This is a genomic window from Kitasatospora sp. NBC_00458, assembly GCF_036013975.1.
GTDB lineage: Bacteria > Actinomycetota > Actinomycetes > Streptomycetales > Streptomycetaceae > Kitasatospora.
This window is the reverse complement of record NZ_CP107904.1, coordinates 3,941,606-3,955,793: the sequence shown is the minus strand read 5'-3', so window position 1 is coordinate 3,955,793 and position 14,188 is coordinate 3,941,606. Positions and strand designations below refer to the sequence as shown.

15 protein-coding genes are annotated in these 14,188 nt (G+C 72.1%); 8 read left to right on the top strand and 7 right to left on the bottom strand.

Features of this window, described 5'->3' with window-relative positions; genetic code table 11:
* Positions 1 to 10: 10 nt before the first annotated feature.
* From resB to OG550_RS16080, 3 genes are all read left to right on the top strand, one after another.
* Positions 11 to 1,786 (top strand): cytochrome c biogenesis protein ResB, encoded by a 1,776-nt coding sequence (resB, locus tag OG550_RS16090; protein WP_442906153.1) that lies wholly within the window; start codon positions 11 to 13, stop codon positions 1,784 to 1,786.
* Between the two features lie 3 nt (positions 1,787 to 1,789).
* A complete protein-coding gene (gene ccsB, locus OG550_RS16085) occupies positions 1,790 to 2,923 on the top strand; it encodes a c-type cytochrome biogenesis protein CcsB (protein ID WP_327678112.1) in 1,134 nt (377 codons plus the stop codon).
* Between the two features lie 142 nt (positions 2,924 to 3,065).
* Positions 3,066 to 3,452, top strand: coding sequence for a hypothetical protein (locus OG550_RS16080; protein WP_327678110.1), 387 nt, complete (start codon positions 3,066 to 3,068; stop codon positions 3,450 to 3,452).
* Between the two features lie 103 nt (positions 3,453 to 3,555).
* Here the strand turns inward: OG550_RS16080 and OG550_RS16075 are convergent, their stop codons facing one another.
* On the bottom strand, positions 3,556 to 4,785 hold the full coding sequence (locus tag OG550_RS16075; RefSeq protein WP_327678108.1) for a ScbA/BarX family gamma-butyrolactone biosynthesis protein: 1,230 nt from the start codon (positions 4,783 to 4,785) through the stop codon (positions 3,556 to 3,558).
* Between the two features lie 351 nt (positions 4,786 to 5,136).
* On the opposite strand from OG550_RS16075, the gene OG550_RS16070 reads away from it, so the two are divergent.
* The gene (locus tag OG550_RS16070; RefSeq protein WP_327678106.1) at positions 5,137 to 5,787 is read left to right on the top strand and encodes a ScbR family autoregulator-binding transcription factor; all 651 of its coding nucleotides are present in this window, start codon (positions 5,137 to 5,139) and stop codon (positions 5,785 to 5,787) included.
* A 27-nt stretch (positions 5,788 to 5,814) separates the two neighbouring features.
* On the opposite strand, the gene OG550_RS16065 is transcribed toward OG550_RS16070, so the two are convergent.
* The 4 genes from OG550_RS16065 to OG550_RS16050 all read right to left on the bottom strand — a co-directional run bounded on the left by OG550_RS16065 (position 5,815) and on the right by OG550_RS16050 (position 9,582).
* A complete protein-coding gene (locus OG550_RS16065; RefSeq protein ID WP_327678104.1) occupies positions 5,815 to 6,558 on the bottom strand; it encodes a ScbR family autoregulator-binding transcription factor in 744 nt (247 codons plus the stop codon).
* A 271-nt stretch (positions 6,559 to 6,829) separates the two neighbouring features.
* Positions 6,830 to 7,042, bottom strand: coding sequence for an acyl-CoA carboxylase epsilon subunit (locus OG550_RS16060; RefSeq protein WP_327678103.1), 213 nt, complete (start codon positions 7,040 to 7,042; stop codon positions 6,830 to 6,832).
* An 81-nt stretch (positions 7,043 to 7,123) separates the two neighbouring features.
* Positions 7,124 to 8,725 carry an acyl-CoA carboxylase subunit beta gene (locus tag OG550_RS16055; protein WP_327678101.1) on the bottom strand — a complete coding sequence of 534 codons (1,602 nt, stop codon included), beginning with the start codon at positions 8,723 to 8,725 and terminating at the stop codon, positions 7,124 to 7,126.
* A gap of 440 nt (positions 8,726 to 9,165) precedes the next feature.
* Positions 9,166 to 9,582, bottom strand: coding sequence for a PLD nuclease N-terminal domain-containing protein (locus tag OG550_RS16050; protein ID WP_327678099.1), 417 nt, complete (start codon positions 9,580 to 9,582; stop codon positions 9,166 to 9,168).
* A 115-nt stretch (positions 9,583 to 9,697) separates the two neighbouring features.
* Here OG550_RS16050 and OG550_RS16045 point away from each other — a divergent pair, with 115 nt between their 5' ends.
* Together OG550_RS16045 and mqnP are read left to right on the top strand one after the other, a co-directional pair.
* Positions 9,698 to 11,155, top strand: coding sequence for a menaquinone biosynthesis decarboxylase (locus OG550_RS16045; protein WP_327678097.1), 1,458 nt, complete (start codon positions 9,698 to 9,700; stop codon positions 11,153 to 11,155).
* Entirely contained in the window at positions 11,152 to 12,057 is a 906-nt protein-coding gene (gene mqnP / locus OG550_RS16040; protein WP_327678095.1) for a menaquinone biosynthesis prenyltransferase MqnP, read from the top strand. The genes OG550_RS16045 and mqnP overlap by 4 nt, the downstream gene beginning before the upstream one ends.
* Before the next feature lie 31 nt (positions 12,058 to 12,088).
* Here mqnP and OG550_RS16035 read toward each other — a convergent pair whose 3' ends face one another.
* On the bottom strand, positions 12,089 to 12,298 hold the full coding sequence (locus OG550_RS16035) for a DUF4287 domain-containing protein (RefSeq protein WP_327678093.1): 210 nt from the start codon (positions 12,296 to 12,298) through the stop codon (positions 12,089 to 12,091).
* Between the two features lie 42 nt (positions 12,299 to 12,340).
* Positions 12,341 to 12,955, bottom strand: coding sequence for a DUF998 domain-containing protein (locus tag OG550_RS16030; RefSeq protein ID WP_327678091.1), 615 nt, complete (start codon positions 12,953 to 12,955; stop codon positions 12,341 to 12,343).
* Between the two features lie 170 nt (positions 12,956 to 13,125).
* On the opposite strand from OG550_RS16030, the gene OG550_RS16025 reads away from it, so the two are divergent.
* Positions 13,126 to 13,977 carry a helix-turn-helix domain-containing protein gene (locus OG550_RS16025; protein ID WP_327678089.1) on the top strand — a complete coding sequence of 284 codons (852 nt, stop codon included), beginning with the start codon at positions 13,126 to 13,128 and terminating at the stop codon, positions 13,975 to 13,977.
* A gap of 37 nt (positions 13,978 to 14,014) precedes the next feature.
* Positions 14,015 to 14,143 (top strand): DUF397 domain-containing protein, encoded by a 129-nt coding sequence (locus tag OG550_RS16020; RefSeq protein WP_327678088.1) that lies wholly within the window; start codon positions 14,015 to 14,017, stop codon positions 14,141 to 14,143.
* The last annotated feature ends 45 nt before the right edge of the window (positions 14,144 to 14,188 follow it).

The following is a 14,188-nucleotide window of genomic DNA, read 5'->3' as shown; positions in this document are numbered from 1 at the left end:
CGCCGAGCGGATGACCACCGCCCCGGTCGAGTCGGACGGCCCCACCGGCATCGGCGTGGTCGGCTGGCTGCGCTGGATGTGGCGGCAGCTGACCTCGATGCGGGTCGCGCTGATCCTGCTCTTCCTGCTGTCGCTGGCGGCCATCCCGGGCTCGCTGATCCCGCAGAACGGCCAGAACCAGTTCAAGGTCGAGACCTGGAAGGCGCAGCACACCACGGCCTCCCCGATCTACGAGAAGCTCCAGCTGTTCGACGTCTACAGCTCGGTCTGGTTCTCGGCGATCTACATCCTGCTGTTCGTCTCGCTGGCCGGCTGCATCGTCCCGCGCACCTGGCAGTTCGTCGGCGTGCTGCGGGCGCAGCCGCCGGCCGCGCCGCGCAACCTGACCCGGATGCCGGTGTACGCGGCCTGGCGGACGGACGCGGACGCCGCGGCGGTCAACGCCGCCGCGCACCGGCTGCTGCGCGCCCGCCGGTTCCGCGCGCACCTCGGCGGCGGCGCGGTGGCGGCCGAGAAGGGCTACCTGCGCGAGGTCGGCAACCTGGTCTTCCACCTGTCGCTGTTCGCGCTGCTGGGCGGCTTCGCCTGGGCGAGCCTGGCCAGCGGCACCGGCGGCAAGCTGCTGGTCGAGGGCGAGGGCTACTCCAACACCATCACGCAGCTGGACGACTTCACGGGCACCCGGTTCTACGGCACCGACGACCTCGACCCGTTCTACGTGAAGATGAACGACTTCACCTCGAAGTTCCAGAGCAAGGGCGACCAGATCGGCAGCGCCCGGGAGTTCACCGCGCACGTCGAGTACTACGCGGGCAGCGACGCCGGGAAGCTCAAGCGGGGCACGATCGAGGTCAACCACCCGCTGGAGGTCGGCGGCAGCAAGTTCTACCTGATCGGGCACGGCTACGCCCCGGTGATCACCGTGCGGAACGCCGCGGGCGACGTCGTCTACACCGGCGCGACCCCGTTCCTGCCGCAGGACGGCAACCTGACGTCCACCGGCGTCGTCAAGGTCTCCGACTACGGGGAGAAGGACGGCGCGAAGACCCAGATGGGCTTCTCCGGCTTCTTCCTGCCGACCGCCCCGGTGGCCTTCGACCCGAGCGCCGGCCCGCGCTCGCTGTTCCCGGGCGCCGCGGACCCGGTGCTGGTGCTCAACGCCTACGCGGGCGACCTCGGCACCGACTCCGGCCTGCCGCAGAACATCTACCAGCTCAACACGAAGAAGCTGACCCAGCTCCAGCAGGACGGCGAGCCCGCCAAGGTCCGGCTGAAGCCGGGCCAGGGCTGGACGCTCCCGGACGGCTACGGCAGCGTCACCTTCGAGGGCTACAAGCAGTGGGCCAGCTTCAACGTCTCGCACCGTCCGGGCAACGGGATCGCCCTGGCCGGCGGCGTGCTGGCGATCCTCGGCCTGATCGGCTCGCTGTTCGTGCAGCGGCGCCGGATCTGGGTGCGGGCGGTGGCCCTGCCGGGCGGCGGCACGCTGGTCGAGCTGGCCGGGCTGGGCCGCAGCGAGTCGGCGAGGATCGCCGAGGAGCTGGCCGAGCTGGCGGTCGACCTCCAGGACGACGCTCCGGCGCTCGACGACGAGACCGGCGAGGCCACCGAGGCCGCTGAGGCCGCTGAGGCCGCTGAGGCGGGCAAGACCGACGAGGCCGCCGAAGCCGACGAGACCGGCGAGGCCGCCGAGACCGGCGAGGCCGGTGGCGACACCGACGGAGCCTCCGCACCATCCGCACCTTCCGACCCCGCAGTCCCTGCCGACCAGAACTCCAAGGAGTAGACGGTGCACCTCGCCTCGTCGGTCGACCCACAGCTGGCCGACCTGTCCAACAAGCTGATCTATTCGGCCATGGCCGTCTACCTGATCGCCATGTTCGCCTACATGTTCGAGTGGACGTTCGGCGCGAAGGGGGCCGTCGCCGTCCGCTCCATCGAGCAGGCGGGCCTGGCGGAGACCGTCGCCGACGCCGACGCCAAGGCCAAGGGCACCAAGAAGGTGACCGTCACCGTGGCCTCCGCGCGCGGCGGCACCACCACGCTCACCCGCACCGCCCTGGCCGGCGAGGGCGCGACGGTGGTGACCAGCGGCCGCGGCGACGACGAGGTCGACGGCCCGGGCGCGGCCGGCACCAGCGAGAAGGCCGACCTGGCCGGCCGGATCGCGGTCTCGCTCACCGTCCTCGGCCTGCTGCTGCACACGGGCGGCGTCCTCACCCGCGGCCTCTCGGTGTCCCGCTGGCCGTGGGGCAACATGTACGAGTTCTCCTGCGCCTTCGCGCTCGCCATGACGGCGGCCTTCGTCGGCCTGCTGGTCGCGAAGAAGCCGGTCCGCTGGCTCGGCCTGCCGGTCACCCTGGCCGTCGTGCTGACGCTCGGCATCGCCACCGAGGTGCTGTACACCGAGTCCGAGCAGCTCGTCCCGGCGCTCCACTCGTACTGGCTGGCGATCCACGTCTCCACCGCGATCATCTGCGGCGGCGCCTTCTACGCGGGATTCATCGCGACCCTGCTGTACGTGGGCAAGGACTCCTTCGACAAGCGGATGGCGGCCGGCCTGACCAAGGGCCCGCTCGGCACCTCGCCGTCGATCTGGCGCCGGCTGCCCGCCGCGTCGACCCTGGACAAGCTGTCCTACCGGATCAACGCCCTGGTCTTCCCGCTCTGGACCTTCACCATCATCGCGGGCGCGATCTGGGCCGAGGCCGCGTGGGGCAAGTACTGGGAGTGGGACCCGAAGGAGACCTGGTCGTTCATCACCTGGGTCGCCTACGCGTGCTACCTGCACGCCCGCGCCACCGCCGGCTGGAAGGGCCGCAAGGCCGCGTACCTGGCGCTCGCCGCCTTCGCCTGCTGGCTGTTCAACTACTACGGCGTGAACATCTTCGTCACCGGCAAGCACTCGTACGCGGGGCTCTGACCGGGGCTGCACCAACCACCGGCCCGGCGCTCCGTTCCAGGAAGCCGGGCCGAGGTGCGACAGGGGTAGTTCGTGCCGGCCCACCCGGTCCGGCACGGGGAGGAACCGAGGAGGAAATCGCGCAATGGAGTGCGACGAGGTCATGCTGACCGTCCGAATCACCGCCGCCGAGCGCACGCTGCTCCGTCGGCTCGCCCAGGGGCACCGGAGCGACGTGTCCGAGGTGGTGGCCGACGGCCTGCTGGACGTCATCCCCACGCTCAGCTCGCCGGCCGACGCCTACCGGCTGCTCGGCGCCCTCGCGGCGCCCGCGCCGTGCGCACTGACCGTCTGGCTGCCGACGCCGCTGGCCGACCTGCTGGTGCCGGGCGCGGCCCGGATCGCCCAGGTGACGGAGGTGCGGATCGGTTCGGCCAGCGCCATGCTGGGCGCCGCGCTGCGGCTCTGGCTGGCCCAGGACCCGGTCCGGCTGGCGGCCAACCTCAGCGTGATGCACGCGGGCCGTCCGTCCGCCCTGGTCGCGGCCTGACCCCAGGACGGTAGAGGGGGGCCCGAGGCGCGGGGGAGCCTCGGTACGGGGGGAGTCCGGGGCGCGGGGGAGCCCCGGGTCCGGCGCCGGTGCGGGCGCCGGATCAGCTGGCGAGGGGCAGGCCCCGGCCGCGGTCGGCGCCCCCGGGGCGCGCGTCGACGGCGTCGCGGCTGTCCGGGGCCGCACCGACGGCGGGCGGGCCGCCGTCGGCCCGCCCGGTGAGCAGCCGGCACTCGGCCACCGTCCGGCCGTCCTGCACCAGCAGGACCCGGACGGGGACCCGCCGTTCGCCGTTCGGGGCCGTGGCCCGGCCCCCGGATCCGCTCTCGCCTCCGGCCCCCTGTGCGGTCTCCTGCGCGGCCCCCAGGGCGGACCTCGGCCCGGCTCCGGTCCCTGCTCCGGGCCCGGCCCCGTCCGCGGCCCGGTGCCCTGGTTCCGGGACGGGCTCGCGGACGGCGCGGACCAGGCAGGGTCGGTCCAGCGCGATGTGGTCGTGGAACGACGTGACCAGCTCGACCGGCACCACCCGCGCGGGGTGGCAGAGCCGTTGGGCGGCCTGGCGGGCGGCCTCCAGGACGAGCATGCCGGGGACGTGGTCGGGGGTCGGGTCCATCCGGTCGAACAGCACCGGGTGGTCGGCGTCCGCGCGCAGCAGCCAGCTGCCGGGCAGCAGCGAGGGGCCGAGCACGACGTCGGCGGCCTGCTGGCGGCCGACCAGTTCGGGCGCGGTGGAGGACTCCGGGGGCCTGGGCGGGGAGGCCGGGCGGCCGGGGCCGCGCAGCCGGGCGTACGAGGCGGGGGAGAGCACCCGCAGCTCGCCGGAGCCGCGGCCGACCGGACGGCCGTCCCGTTCGATCTCGACGTGCACCCGCAGGGCGCCCAGCCGGCCGTGCCGCATCCGGACGTCCTGGCAGCCGACCCGCAGCATCAGCGAGGCGGGGGCGGCGGTGACCGCGAGGCCGTCGAGTCCCGCCGGGCCGAGCGCGTAGCTGAGTTCGTCGAGCGCGTAGTGGTGGTCGTGCGGGACGCCGAAGCCGACGTGGCCGACCAGCAGGGCGGCCTGGCGGATCGTCTCGGCCATCAGGACGGGGTCGTGGTGGCGGTCGCCGGGGAGCCGGTAGAAGCCGTGCAGCCGGGGCCACTGGGCGCCGAGCAGGAAGTCGTACGGGCCGGTGGCCTGCCAGCCGGTGATCAGGACCTCGGCGACCGAGGAGCGGTGCACCAGGTGGCGGGAGACCGTGCGCTCGTGGAAGTCGTAGCGGGCGCTGCCGGGGAGGCCGGGGGCGGGATGGGGATACGGAGTGTCGCCGTCCGGTTCTACGATCGCTGGCATGGCGGGCCCCACTCCCGGGTGTCGGTCGACCGGCCGTACGGTCGGCCTTGGCAAAACATACAGGCCACCCGGTTTCTGCTCGGCGTGCGGGGTCACCACTGCCGGGCGGCTGACGTGCTCACGGTACCGGGGCGCTGGTCTGCGGGAACGTCCGGTCGGGAGAGTCCGGACCTTGGGCGGGGGTCGGTCCCCCCTGGACGGCGGGGACCGTCCAGGGGCTAGATTAGATACCAACCATGCGGTTTCGGGCGGGCCGGGCCGTATGCGTGGCGCCGTCCCACCACCGACGGCGGCGCCGGGACAGCAACCGGGCGAGCCGGAGCTCGCCGCGGCCGGGGCCGGAGGGGCCGAGTGGCTAAGCAGGAACGGGCGGGGCGAACCAGGCAGGCCGTGCTGCTCGCCGCGGCGGACACCTTCGCGGACGCGGGCTTCGAGTCGGCCAGTCTGGTCGACATCAGCCGCCGGGCGGGTGTCAGCAAGGGCGCGCTCTACTTCCACTTCGTCTCCAAGCAGGCGCTGGCCGACGGAGTCCGGGCCGAGGCCGCCGACACGATCGGCATGGCCGTGCTGCGCGCCCTGCGCGGCGCCGGGCCGGCCGTCCAGGAACTCATCGGCCTCACCCACGAACTCGGCCGGCTGCTGCGCGAGGACGTGGTGGTCCGGGCCGGTGTGCTGCTCGGCCTCGGAGGCCGGCCGTCCTCGTGCACCGGTGGGCTGGTGATGGCGCCGGCGGGTTCGCCCCCGGAACCCTCGGCGGACGCCTGGCGCAGTCTGACCGCCGTGTTCCGCACGCTGCTCGACCGGGCCGGGGACGCGGGCGAGCTGCGCCCCGGGCTGGACCGGGGCCAGGCCGCCGAACTGCTCACCACCCTGGCGGCCGGGCTGGTGCTGTTCGCCGCCGAGTCCACCGGCCGGCTGGCCGAGGAGGCGGTCCGGGGGCTCTGGGCGGCCGCGCTGCCGGCCCTCGTCCCGGCTGAGCGCCAGGCGCAGTACCGGACCTGACGGCGACGGCCGGCTCCGGGCCGGCGGTCAGCCGGTCCGCGGTCCGGTGCCCGGCGGGTCCGCACGCCCGGTGTCGGCCGGGCCGGAGCCCGCGGCCGTGCCGTCAGTGGCCGTGGTGGCTGTGGTGGGCGAGGTGTCGGGGGCGGGCGCGGCGGCGGTCGGCAGCCGGTCGGTCTGCACGAGCCGGGCCAGGGTGTGCGGCGGGACCAGCCCGGGCAGCAGCAGCGTCCAGAGGTCGGCCATCCGCCGGAGCAGGTCCCGGCGGTCGGTGAGCACCTGCGAGCTGAGCTGGATGCCGGTCACCGCGCCGGTGATCACGCCGGCGGCGGCCGCCGGTTCCACGCCCGGGCGCAGCTCCCCGGTGTCCCTGGCGTGTTCCAGCAGTTCGCGGGCCGCGTCCGTCCAGCCCTGGTAGGCGGCGATCTGCGGCTGGGTGAAGGTGCCGTGCTCGATGGTCAGCCGGATCGCGCCGCGCAGCACCGGGTCGTCCAGCAGGGCGTGGGCGAAGGCGTAGCCGAGGTCGATCAGGGTCTGCACCGGGCTTTCGGAGGCCGGCTGCCAGGTGGCGAGCCAGGCGCCCTGGCCCTCGATCACGGCCAGCGCCAGCTCTTCCTTGGAGTGGAAGTGGAAGTAGAGCGCGCCCTTGGTGACGTGGGCCCGTTCCAGGATGTCCGCCATGGTGGCGGCCGCGTAGCCGCGCTCGTCGAACACCGCGGCGGCGGCGAGCAGTACCGCCTGGCGGGTCGCCAGCGCCCGGGCCTGCCTGGCCATCGCAGCCTCCTCGGATAGTTCTGGTCGTCGGCAGCGGCTGGATCCTATGGGGCCGGAGGGGCGGCGGGCCGCGTACCGTCCGGTAGGGATCCTATCGAGCGCCCGGGTCTCGGCTCCGGCGCGCGATCGGCGTCGCACGCCGGTCCGTGCGCCGGTACACGTGCCCCGACGGGCGCTGGGAACGCCGACGGGCGCTGGGAACGCCGACGGCCGGCCACCCGAGGGTGACCGGCCGTCGGTCGTGCGGTCCGGTGCGACCGGCGTGCGGGCGTCAGGCCGCCCACTGCCAGCTGACCGGCGAGTAGTACGCCGGGCGGCGCTCCAGGCGCTGCCAGTTGGCGATCGGCTCGACCGGCGAGGCGGCGGCCGCCGCCTGCTGGGCGGCTGCGGCGCGCGCCAGCAGCACGGCGGTCAGGGCGGCGAGCTCCTCGTCGGTGAGCGAGCCGCGGACGATGCGGACGAGTGGTTCGGCGGAAGCGGTCATGGTCCGGTCTTCTCCCGGCGGAAGTGTGTGAGTGGTCGTCGGCACGGTGGCCGCGGTCTGGACCGCGGCCGAACCGCGCTGCTACATCGGGGGGTTGCCGTGCTTGCGGCTCGGCAGGTCCGCGTGCTTGGTGCGCAGCATGGCCAGCGAGGAGGCCAGGACCTGGCGGGTCTCGGCCGGGTCGATGACGTCGTCCACGAGGCCGCGCTCGGCCGCGTAGTACGGGTGCATCAGCTCGCTCTTGTATTCCTTGATCTTCTGCGCGCGCATGGCGTCCGGGTCGTCGGCGCCGTTGATGTCACGGCGGAAGATCACGTTGGCCGCGCCCTCCGCGCCCATCACGGCGATCTCGTTGGTCGGCCACGCGAAGGACAGGTCGGCGCCGATCGAGCGCGAGTCCATCACGATGTACGCGCCGCCGTACGCCTTGCGCAGGATCAGCTGGATGCGCGGCACGGTGGCGTTGCAGTAGGCGTAGAGCAGCTTGGCGCCGTGCCTGATGATGCCGTCGTGCTCCTGGTCGACGCCGGGCAGGAAGCCGGGGACGTCGAGCATGGTGACCAGCGGGATGTTGAAGGCGTCGCACATCTGGACGAAGCGCGCGGACTTCTCGCTGGCGTTGATGTCGAGGACGCCGGCCAGCGACTGCGGCTGGTTGGCGATGATGCCGGTGACGTGGCCGTCGATCCGGGCCAGCACGCAGAGCACGTTGGTGGCCCAGCGCTCGTGGACCTCCAGGTACTCGCCGTGGTCGACGATCTCCTCGATCACCTTGCGCATGTCGTACGGCCGGTTGCCGTCGGCCGGCACCAGGTCGAGCAGCGAGTCGTTGCGGCGCTCCACCGGGTCGTCGTTGGCGACCGCCGGCGGCATCTCGCGGTTGTTCTGGGGCATCAGCGACAGGAGGAAGCGGACCTCCTCGATGCAGGACTGCTCGTCGTCGTACGCGAAGTGCGCGACACCGGAGACGCCGGAGTGGACGTCGGCGCCGCCGAGCCCGTTCTGGGTGATCTTCTCGCCGGTGACGGCCTGCACCACGTCCGGGCCGGTGATGAACATCTGCGAGGTCTCGCGGACCATGAAGATGAAGTCGGTCAGGGCCGGGGAGTAGGCCGCGCCGCCGGCACAGGGGCCGAGCATCACGGAGATCTGCGGGATGACGCCGGAGGCCTTGGTGTTGCGCTGGAAGATGCCGCCGTAGCCGGCCAGCGCGGTGACACCCTCCTGGATGCGGGCGCCGGCGCCGTCGTTGAGCGAGACCAGCGGGGCACCGGCCGCGATGGCCATGTCCATGATCTTGTGGATCTTCTGGGCGTGGGCCTCGCCGAGGGCGCCGCCGAAGATCCGGAAGTCGTGCGCGTAGGTGAAGACCGTCCGGCCGTGCACGGTGCCCCAGCCGACGATCACGCCGTCGGTGTGCGGCTTCTTGGCCTCCAGGCCGAAGCCGGTGGCGCGGTGCCGGCGCAGCGGCTCCACCTCGTGGAACGAGCCCTCGTCCAGCAGCAGGTCGATGCGCTCGCGGGCGGTCAGCTTGCCCTTGGCGTGCTGCGCCTCGGTGGCCTTCTCGCTGGGGCCGCGGCGGACCTGCTCGCGGAGCTCGTGCAGCTCGGCGACCCGCCCCCGCGCGTCCGCCGGGCTCTCCGGGATGTCGTCTCCGACCGGTGCCTCATGCACAACCGTCATCTCGAACCACTCCAAAGGTGAGGGAACTGTCCGACAGCCAACGTCTGCGATGCCCCCGGCTGCGAATCACTTCTTCACTTATGACTGTACGAGGGGCCGCGTGCTGGTTTCGGCGTCGATTCCGTACAAGGTCGCGTCCGTTTAGATGTCAGGGCTGCACAGAAGCCGAAGGGTTTCGGCCCCTGCGGCCGGTAGCTGTTCGATTACCCCGAGCTGTCGCCCAGGTGGCCACCGGATGATCTGAGCATGAGGAAACGTGCAGGTCAGGGCTGTCATGGGGAACGTTAGCCGGTCTGACTAAAGACCTGGTCCAGGGTCGCTCGGTGCAGCCGTGAAGGCTGTGCCGGACGGCTGCTGGCGGCCGGGCAGTCGTAGGGATGCACCAAAAACTCCGCAGCCCACCCGGTGGATACCGGGTGGGCTGTCCGAGTTATCCGGGGTCAGCCCTTCCGGCCGTCCTCCGGGTCCTCCCTGCCCCGCAGCTCCTCCTCGCGGCGGCGCAAATCCGCCTCCCACTGCTTGAGCATGTCCTCGTGCCGGTTGTCGTCCTTCTTCAACGAGGCGAGGAACTCGGGGTCGTCGTCCGGTGCGAGCGGCCGGCCTCCGCGCGGGCGGTCGTACCCGGGGTGCCCTTCGCCGGCCGCGCGGCGGCCCGCACCGGCTGCGGCGTGCGGGCCGCCGCGCTGCTTGCCGGCCACCAGCCAGGCGATCGAACCCACCAGCGGGAACAGCAGCACGATGATCACCCAGACCACCTTGGGCAGGTGCTTCACCTCGTCCTCGGGCGTGGTCAGGCAGTCGATGAAGGCCCACACCCACAGGGCGAGCGGGAGTACGAAGGTCAGGATCCTCAGCACGGCGGCGATCTCCCCCGGCGACGGCGGTGGCTGGCGGGCGCCTCCTGGAGCGGCGGGGCGCTTCAAGGGGGCCCTTGACACGGGTCAGGCTATCGGGTGGCGGATACTGACAGGCATGGCATACGACGATCTCCGCTCGTTCCTGCGGGCCCTCGACCGCGAAGGCGACCTCAAGCGCATCAAGGCGGAGGTCGACCCCTATCTCGAGGTCGGCGAGATCGTCGACCGGGTGCAGAAGGCCAAGGGCCCCGCGCTGCTCTTCGAGAACGTCAAGGGCTCCACGATGCCGCTGGCGATGAACGTCTTCGGCACGGAGCGCCGGCTGGCCAAGGCCCTCGGCCTCAAGGGCCCGGAGGAGATCTCCGAGAAGATCGCCGGGCTGCTCAAGCCGGAGCTGCCGCAGGGCTTCACCGGGTTCCGGGACGCCTTCGGCAAGCTCGCCTCGATGGCCCACGTGCCGCCGCGGCACGTGAAGTCCGGCGACGCGCCGGTGCACGAGGTCGTGCTGACCGGCGAGGACGTCAACCTGGACGACCTGCCCGCGCTCTTCACCTGGCCGCAGGACGGCGGCTCCTTCTTCAACCTGGGCCTCACCCACACGAAGGACCCGGACACCGGCATCCGCAACCTCGGCCTGTACCGCCTCCAGCGGCACGACCGGCGGACCATCGGCATGCACTGGCAGATCCACAAGGACAGCCGCAACCACGCCGCGGTGGCCGCCAAGCGCGGCGAGAAGCTGCCGGTCGCGATCGCCTTCGGCTGTCCGCCGGTCGTCACCTACGCGGCGACCGCGCCGCTGCCGGGCGACATCGACGAGTACCTGTTCGCCGGCTTCGTCGCCGGGGAGCGGGTGAAGATGGTCGACTGCAAGACCGTCCCGCTGCAGGTCCCGGCCGACGCCGAGGTGGTCCTGGAGGGCTGGCTGGAGCCCGGCGAGATGCTGCCCGAGGGCCCGTTCGGCGACCACACCGGCTTCTACACGCCGCAGGAGCCGTTCCCGGCGCTGAGGATCGACTGCGTGACGATGCGCCGCCGTCCGGTCCTGCAGTCCATCGTGGTCGGCCGTCCGCCGACGGAGGACGGCCCGCTGGGCAAGTTCACCGAGCGGTTCTTCCTCCCGCTGCTGAAGATCATCATCCCGGACATCGTCGACTACGACCTGCCCGAGGCCGGCGGCTTCCACAACTGCGTGATCGTCTCGATCGACAAGAAGTACCCGAAGCACGCCCAGAAGACGATGCACGCCATCTGGGGCGCCCACATGATGTCGCTGACCAAGCTGATCATCGTGGTGGACTCCGACTGCGACGTGCACGACTACCGGGAAGTCGCCTGGCGGGCCTTCGGCAACGTCGACTACAGCCGGGACCTCACCGTCGTCGAGGGCCCGGTGGACCACCTCGACCACGCCTCCTACCAGCAGTTCTGGGGCGGCAAGGCGGGCATCGACGCGACCCGCAAGCTGCCCGAGGAGGGCTACACCCGGGACGGCGGCTGGCCCGAGATGGTCTCCTCCGACCCGGAGACCGCCGCCCTGGTCGACCGCCGCTGGAAGGAGTACGGCCTGTGAGCACGGCGGCAGTCCTTCCCGAGGTCCCGCCCGGGAGGATCAGGAGCTTCCTGCGGCTGGTGATGATCGAGCACTCGGTCTTCGCCCTGCCCTTCGCCTACATCGCGGCGCTGACGGCCATGTTCCTGGCTGACGAGCGGGTGCACTGGGGCCAGCTGTTCATCGTCACCGTCTGCATGGTCGGGCTGCGGACCTTCGCCATGGCGGCCAACCGGATCATCGACCGGGAGATCGACGCTCGGAACCCGCGCACCGCCGGGCGCGAGCTGGTCACCGGCGCCGTCTCGCTGAGGACCGCGTACGTGGGATCGGCGGTCGCGCTGGTCCTCTTCCTCGGCGCCGCGGCCCTGCTGAACCCGCTCTGCCTGGCGCTCGCGCCGGTCGCCGTGGTGCCGATGGTGGTCTACCCGTACGGCAAGCGGTTCACCGACTTCCCGCAGGCCATCCTCGGCCTCGCCCAGGCGATGGGCCCGGTGGGCGCCTGGCTGGCCGTCACCGGCTCGTGGTCCTGGGACGCGGTGGTGCTCGGCGCGGCGGTCGGCATCTGGATCGGCGGCTTCGACCTCATCTACGCCTGCCAGGACGTCGAGTCCGACCGGGCGGGCGGCGTGCGGTCGGTGCCGGCCCGGTTCGGCGTCCCGGCGGCCATCCGGGGCGCGCGCGGCTGCCACGTGGTCACCACGCTGCTGCTCGGCTGGTACGCGGTGCTGACGGACGCCGGACCCGCGTTCTGGGTCGGGCTGCTGGTCGTGGCGGGCGCCTTCGTCTACGAGCACACCATCGTGAAGCCGCACGACCTGTCGCGGCTGAACCGGGCGTTCTTCCAGACCAACGGGTTCGTCGGGATCTCGCTGTTCTTCTTCGCGCTGGTCGACCTGGTGGTGCGCGGCCTCGGCGTCTGAGCCGGGCCGCGCCCTCCGGGGCCGGGACTCGTCAGCCCTTGAGCTCGTCGAGCGTGTGCTTGACGAGGGCGTTGGCGTGGCCGTGGCCGATGCCGTACTCGGTCTTGAGCCACGCCACCAGCTCCATGTGCTTGGTGAGCGGGGAGGAGCGGATCAGCTCCTGCCAGTGGGCGATCGGGTGGCCGTGCTTCTTCTCGATGGCCGGGAAGTAGCTGGCGGGTCCGTTGCCGGGGAGGGCCATGGGGATTCTCCTGAGGTCCGAGGGTCTTGACGCTTGTGATCTTCACGCATCGAGCTTGAGCGCGACAGCGGTCAGCCAGCCGAGCCCGAGCGCGGCGCCCAGGGTGAAGGCCAGCACGGTGGCCCCCGAGGCGGCGAAGCCGACCAGCACGGCGGCGGCCACCACGCGGGAGGCGACGGCCCACGGGCGGTCCAGGTGGCGGGCGAGGACGAGGAACGCGGCGCACAGGGCGAGGAAGCCGACCGCCCCGCCGGCCAGGTGCACCGCGCCGTGCGTGCTCAGCTCCGTCACCCGGCCCTCGGGCGCGCCCACCGGGAACCCGGCGCCGGGGTCGGCCGCGAAGAGGCCGTCGAGGAGGAAGGTCGCGCCGAACAGGCCGACCAGGCGCGGAGCCCAGGCGCTGCCGGGCAGGGCGCGGGCCAGTCCGACGGCGCCGGCGATGAGCAGCAGGCCGGTGAGGAGGAACGCGGTCTGCTGGATCCAGCCGAGCTCGCCGAGGCTCAGCTGGCTGAGCGCGTTCCGGGTGAAGTCGAACCCCTCCCGGGTCAGTCCGCCGGCGACTCCGACCGCGAGGAAGAGCGGGCCGGCGACGGCCCCGGCGGTCAGCAGGGCGCGGGTCGCGGAGGGGGTGGCCGTGGCCGCCATCGTGTTCGTCATGCCCATAGGACCGGGCACGGGGCGGAAACTCATCGGGTCGGCCGGCGTGACGTGGGTCACGTGTTGATGTGACAAGCCCACTATCACTGTTCGTATCTCGACCCTCGCCGCCGGTAGTTAGTGTGGCCGTCGGACAGCCCGAACACCGGTTCCTTGAAGGGATTTGGCATATGGCTATGGAACTCGACCCCTCCCACTCGCCCCGGGCCTTCTGGGGCAAGGAGCTCAAGCGGCTGCGCGAGGAGGCGGGACTCTCCCAGGACGCACTGGGGCGGGTGCTGTTCTGCTCCGGCGCGTACGTCGGCCAGCTGGAGGCCGCGATCCGGAACCCGCAGGAGGACATGTCGGCGCGTCTGGACGACGTGCTCAAGACCGGCGGCCACTTCCTGCGCGTCTACGAGATGTACCGGAAGGCGTCGCGCTACGCCGACTACTTCCGGCATGCGGCGGAGTTGCAGGGACTGGCGCTGACCATCAGCGAGTTCTCCCCGCTGCTGGTGCCGGGCCTACTGCAGACGCCCGACTATGCGAGGGCGCTGTTCGAGTCGGCGCAGCCGCTGCGGAAGGCGGCCGAGAACGAGGAGATGGTCGCTGCCCGCCTGGCCCGCGCCGAACTGCTCGACCGGGAGAACGCCCCGATGTACTGGGCGGTCCTGGACGAAGCCGTGCTGCGGCGGCCGGTCGGCGGCGCGTCCGTGATGGTCCGGCAGCTGAAGCACCTCGCCGACCTGATCCGAAGTCGGAAGGCCCTGATCCAGGTGGTGCCGTTCGTGGCGGGTGCACACGCGCTGATGGACGGTTCCATCTGCCTGATGACCTTTGAGGACGCGCCGCCCACGGCGTACGTGGAGGGTCCTGGTACGGGAAACCTGGTTGATGAACCATCGCTGGTCGCCACGTACTCGCTGGCCTACGATCTGGTCAGGGCTGCCGCGTTGTCGCCGGAGGCGTCCCTGGCCCTGATCGCATCGGCGGCGGAGGACTACGCGGATGCAGCGAACCGAGCAGTGGCGCAAGAGTAGTTACAGCGGAGGCCTGGACAACAACAACTGCATCGAGGTGGACGACGCGCTCCCTGGTTCGGTCCGTGACTCGAAGGACCCGCAGGGCCCGCGTCTGCGCTTCACCCCGGCGGCCTGGCAGTCCTTCGTGACCGCCGCCGCCGAGGGTGAGTTCGCCGCCGCCTGACGCATCGACGAGTGGAAGGCCGCCCCCGGACCCCGGGGGCGGCCT

Excerpts from the sequence above, each read along its gene's own strand:
- resB (WP_442906153.1), top strand. The coding sequence starts at position 11 with ATGACCACCGCCCCGGTCGAGTCGGACGGCCCCACCGGCATCGGCGTG.
- OG550_RS16080 (WP_327678110.1), top strand. The coding sequence starts at position 3,066 with ATGCTGACCGTCCGAATCACCGCCGCCGAGCGCACGCTGCTCCGTCGG.
- OG550_RS16075 (WP_327678108.1), bottom strand. The coding sequence starts at position 4,785 with ATGCCAGCGATCGTAGAACCGGACGGCGACACTCCGTATCCCCATCCC.
- OG550_RS16065 (WP_327678104.1), bottom strand. The coding sequence starts at position 6,558 with ATGGCCAGGCAGGCCCGGGCGCTGGCGACCCGCCAGGCGGTACTGCTC.
- OG550_RS16060 (WP_327678103.1), bottom strand. The coding sequence starts at position 7,042 with ATGACCGCTTCCGCCGAACCACTCGTCCGCATCGTCCGCGGCTCGCTC.
- OG550_RS16055 (WP_327678101.1), bottom strand. The coding sequence starts at position 8,725 with ATGACGGTTGTGCATGAGGCACCGGTCGGAGACGACATCCCGGAGAGC.
- OG550_RS16045 (WP_327678097.1), top strand. The coding sequence starts at position 9,698 with ATGGCATACGACGATCTCCGCTCGTTCCTGCGGGCCCTCGACCGCGAA.
- OG550_RS16035 (WP_327678093.1), bottom strand. The coding sequence starts at position 12,298 with ATGGCCCTCCCCGGCAACGGACCCGCCAGCTACTTCCCGGCCATCGAG.
- OG550_RS16030 (WP_327678091.1), bottom strand. The coding sequence starts at position 12,955 with ATGACGAACACGATGGCGGCCACGGCCACCCCCTCCGCGACCCGCGCC.
- OG550_RS16025 (WP_327678089.1), top strand. The coding sequence starts at position 13,126 with ATGGCTATGGAACTCGACCCCTCCCACTCGCCCCGGGCCTTCTGGGGC.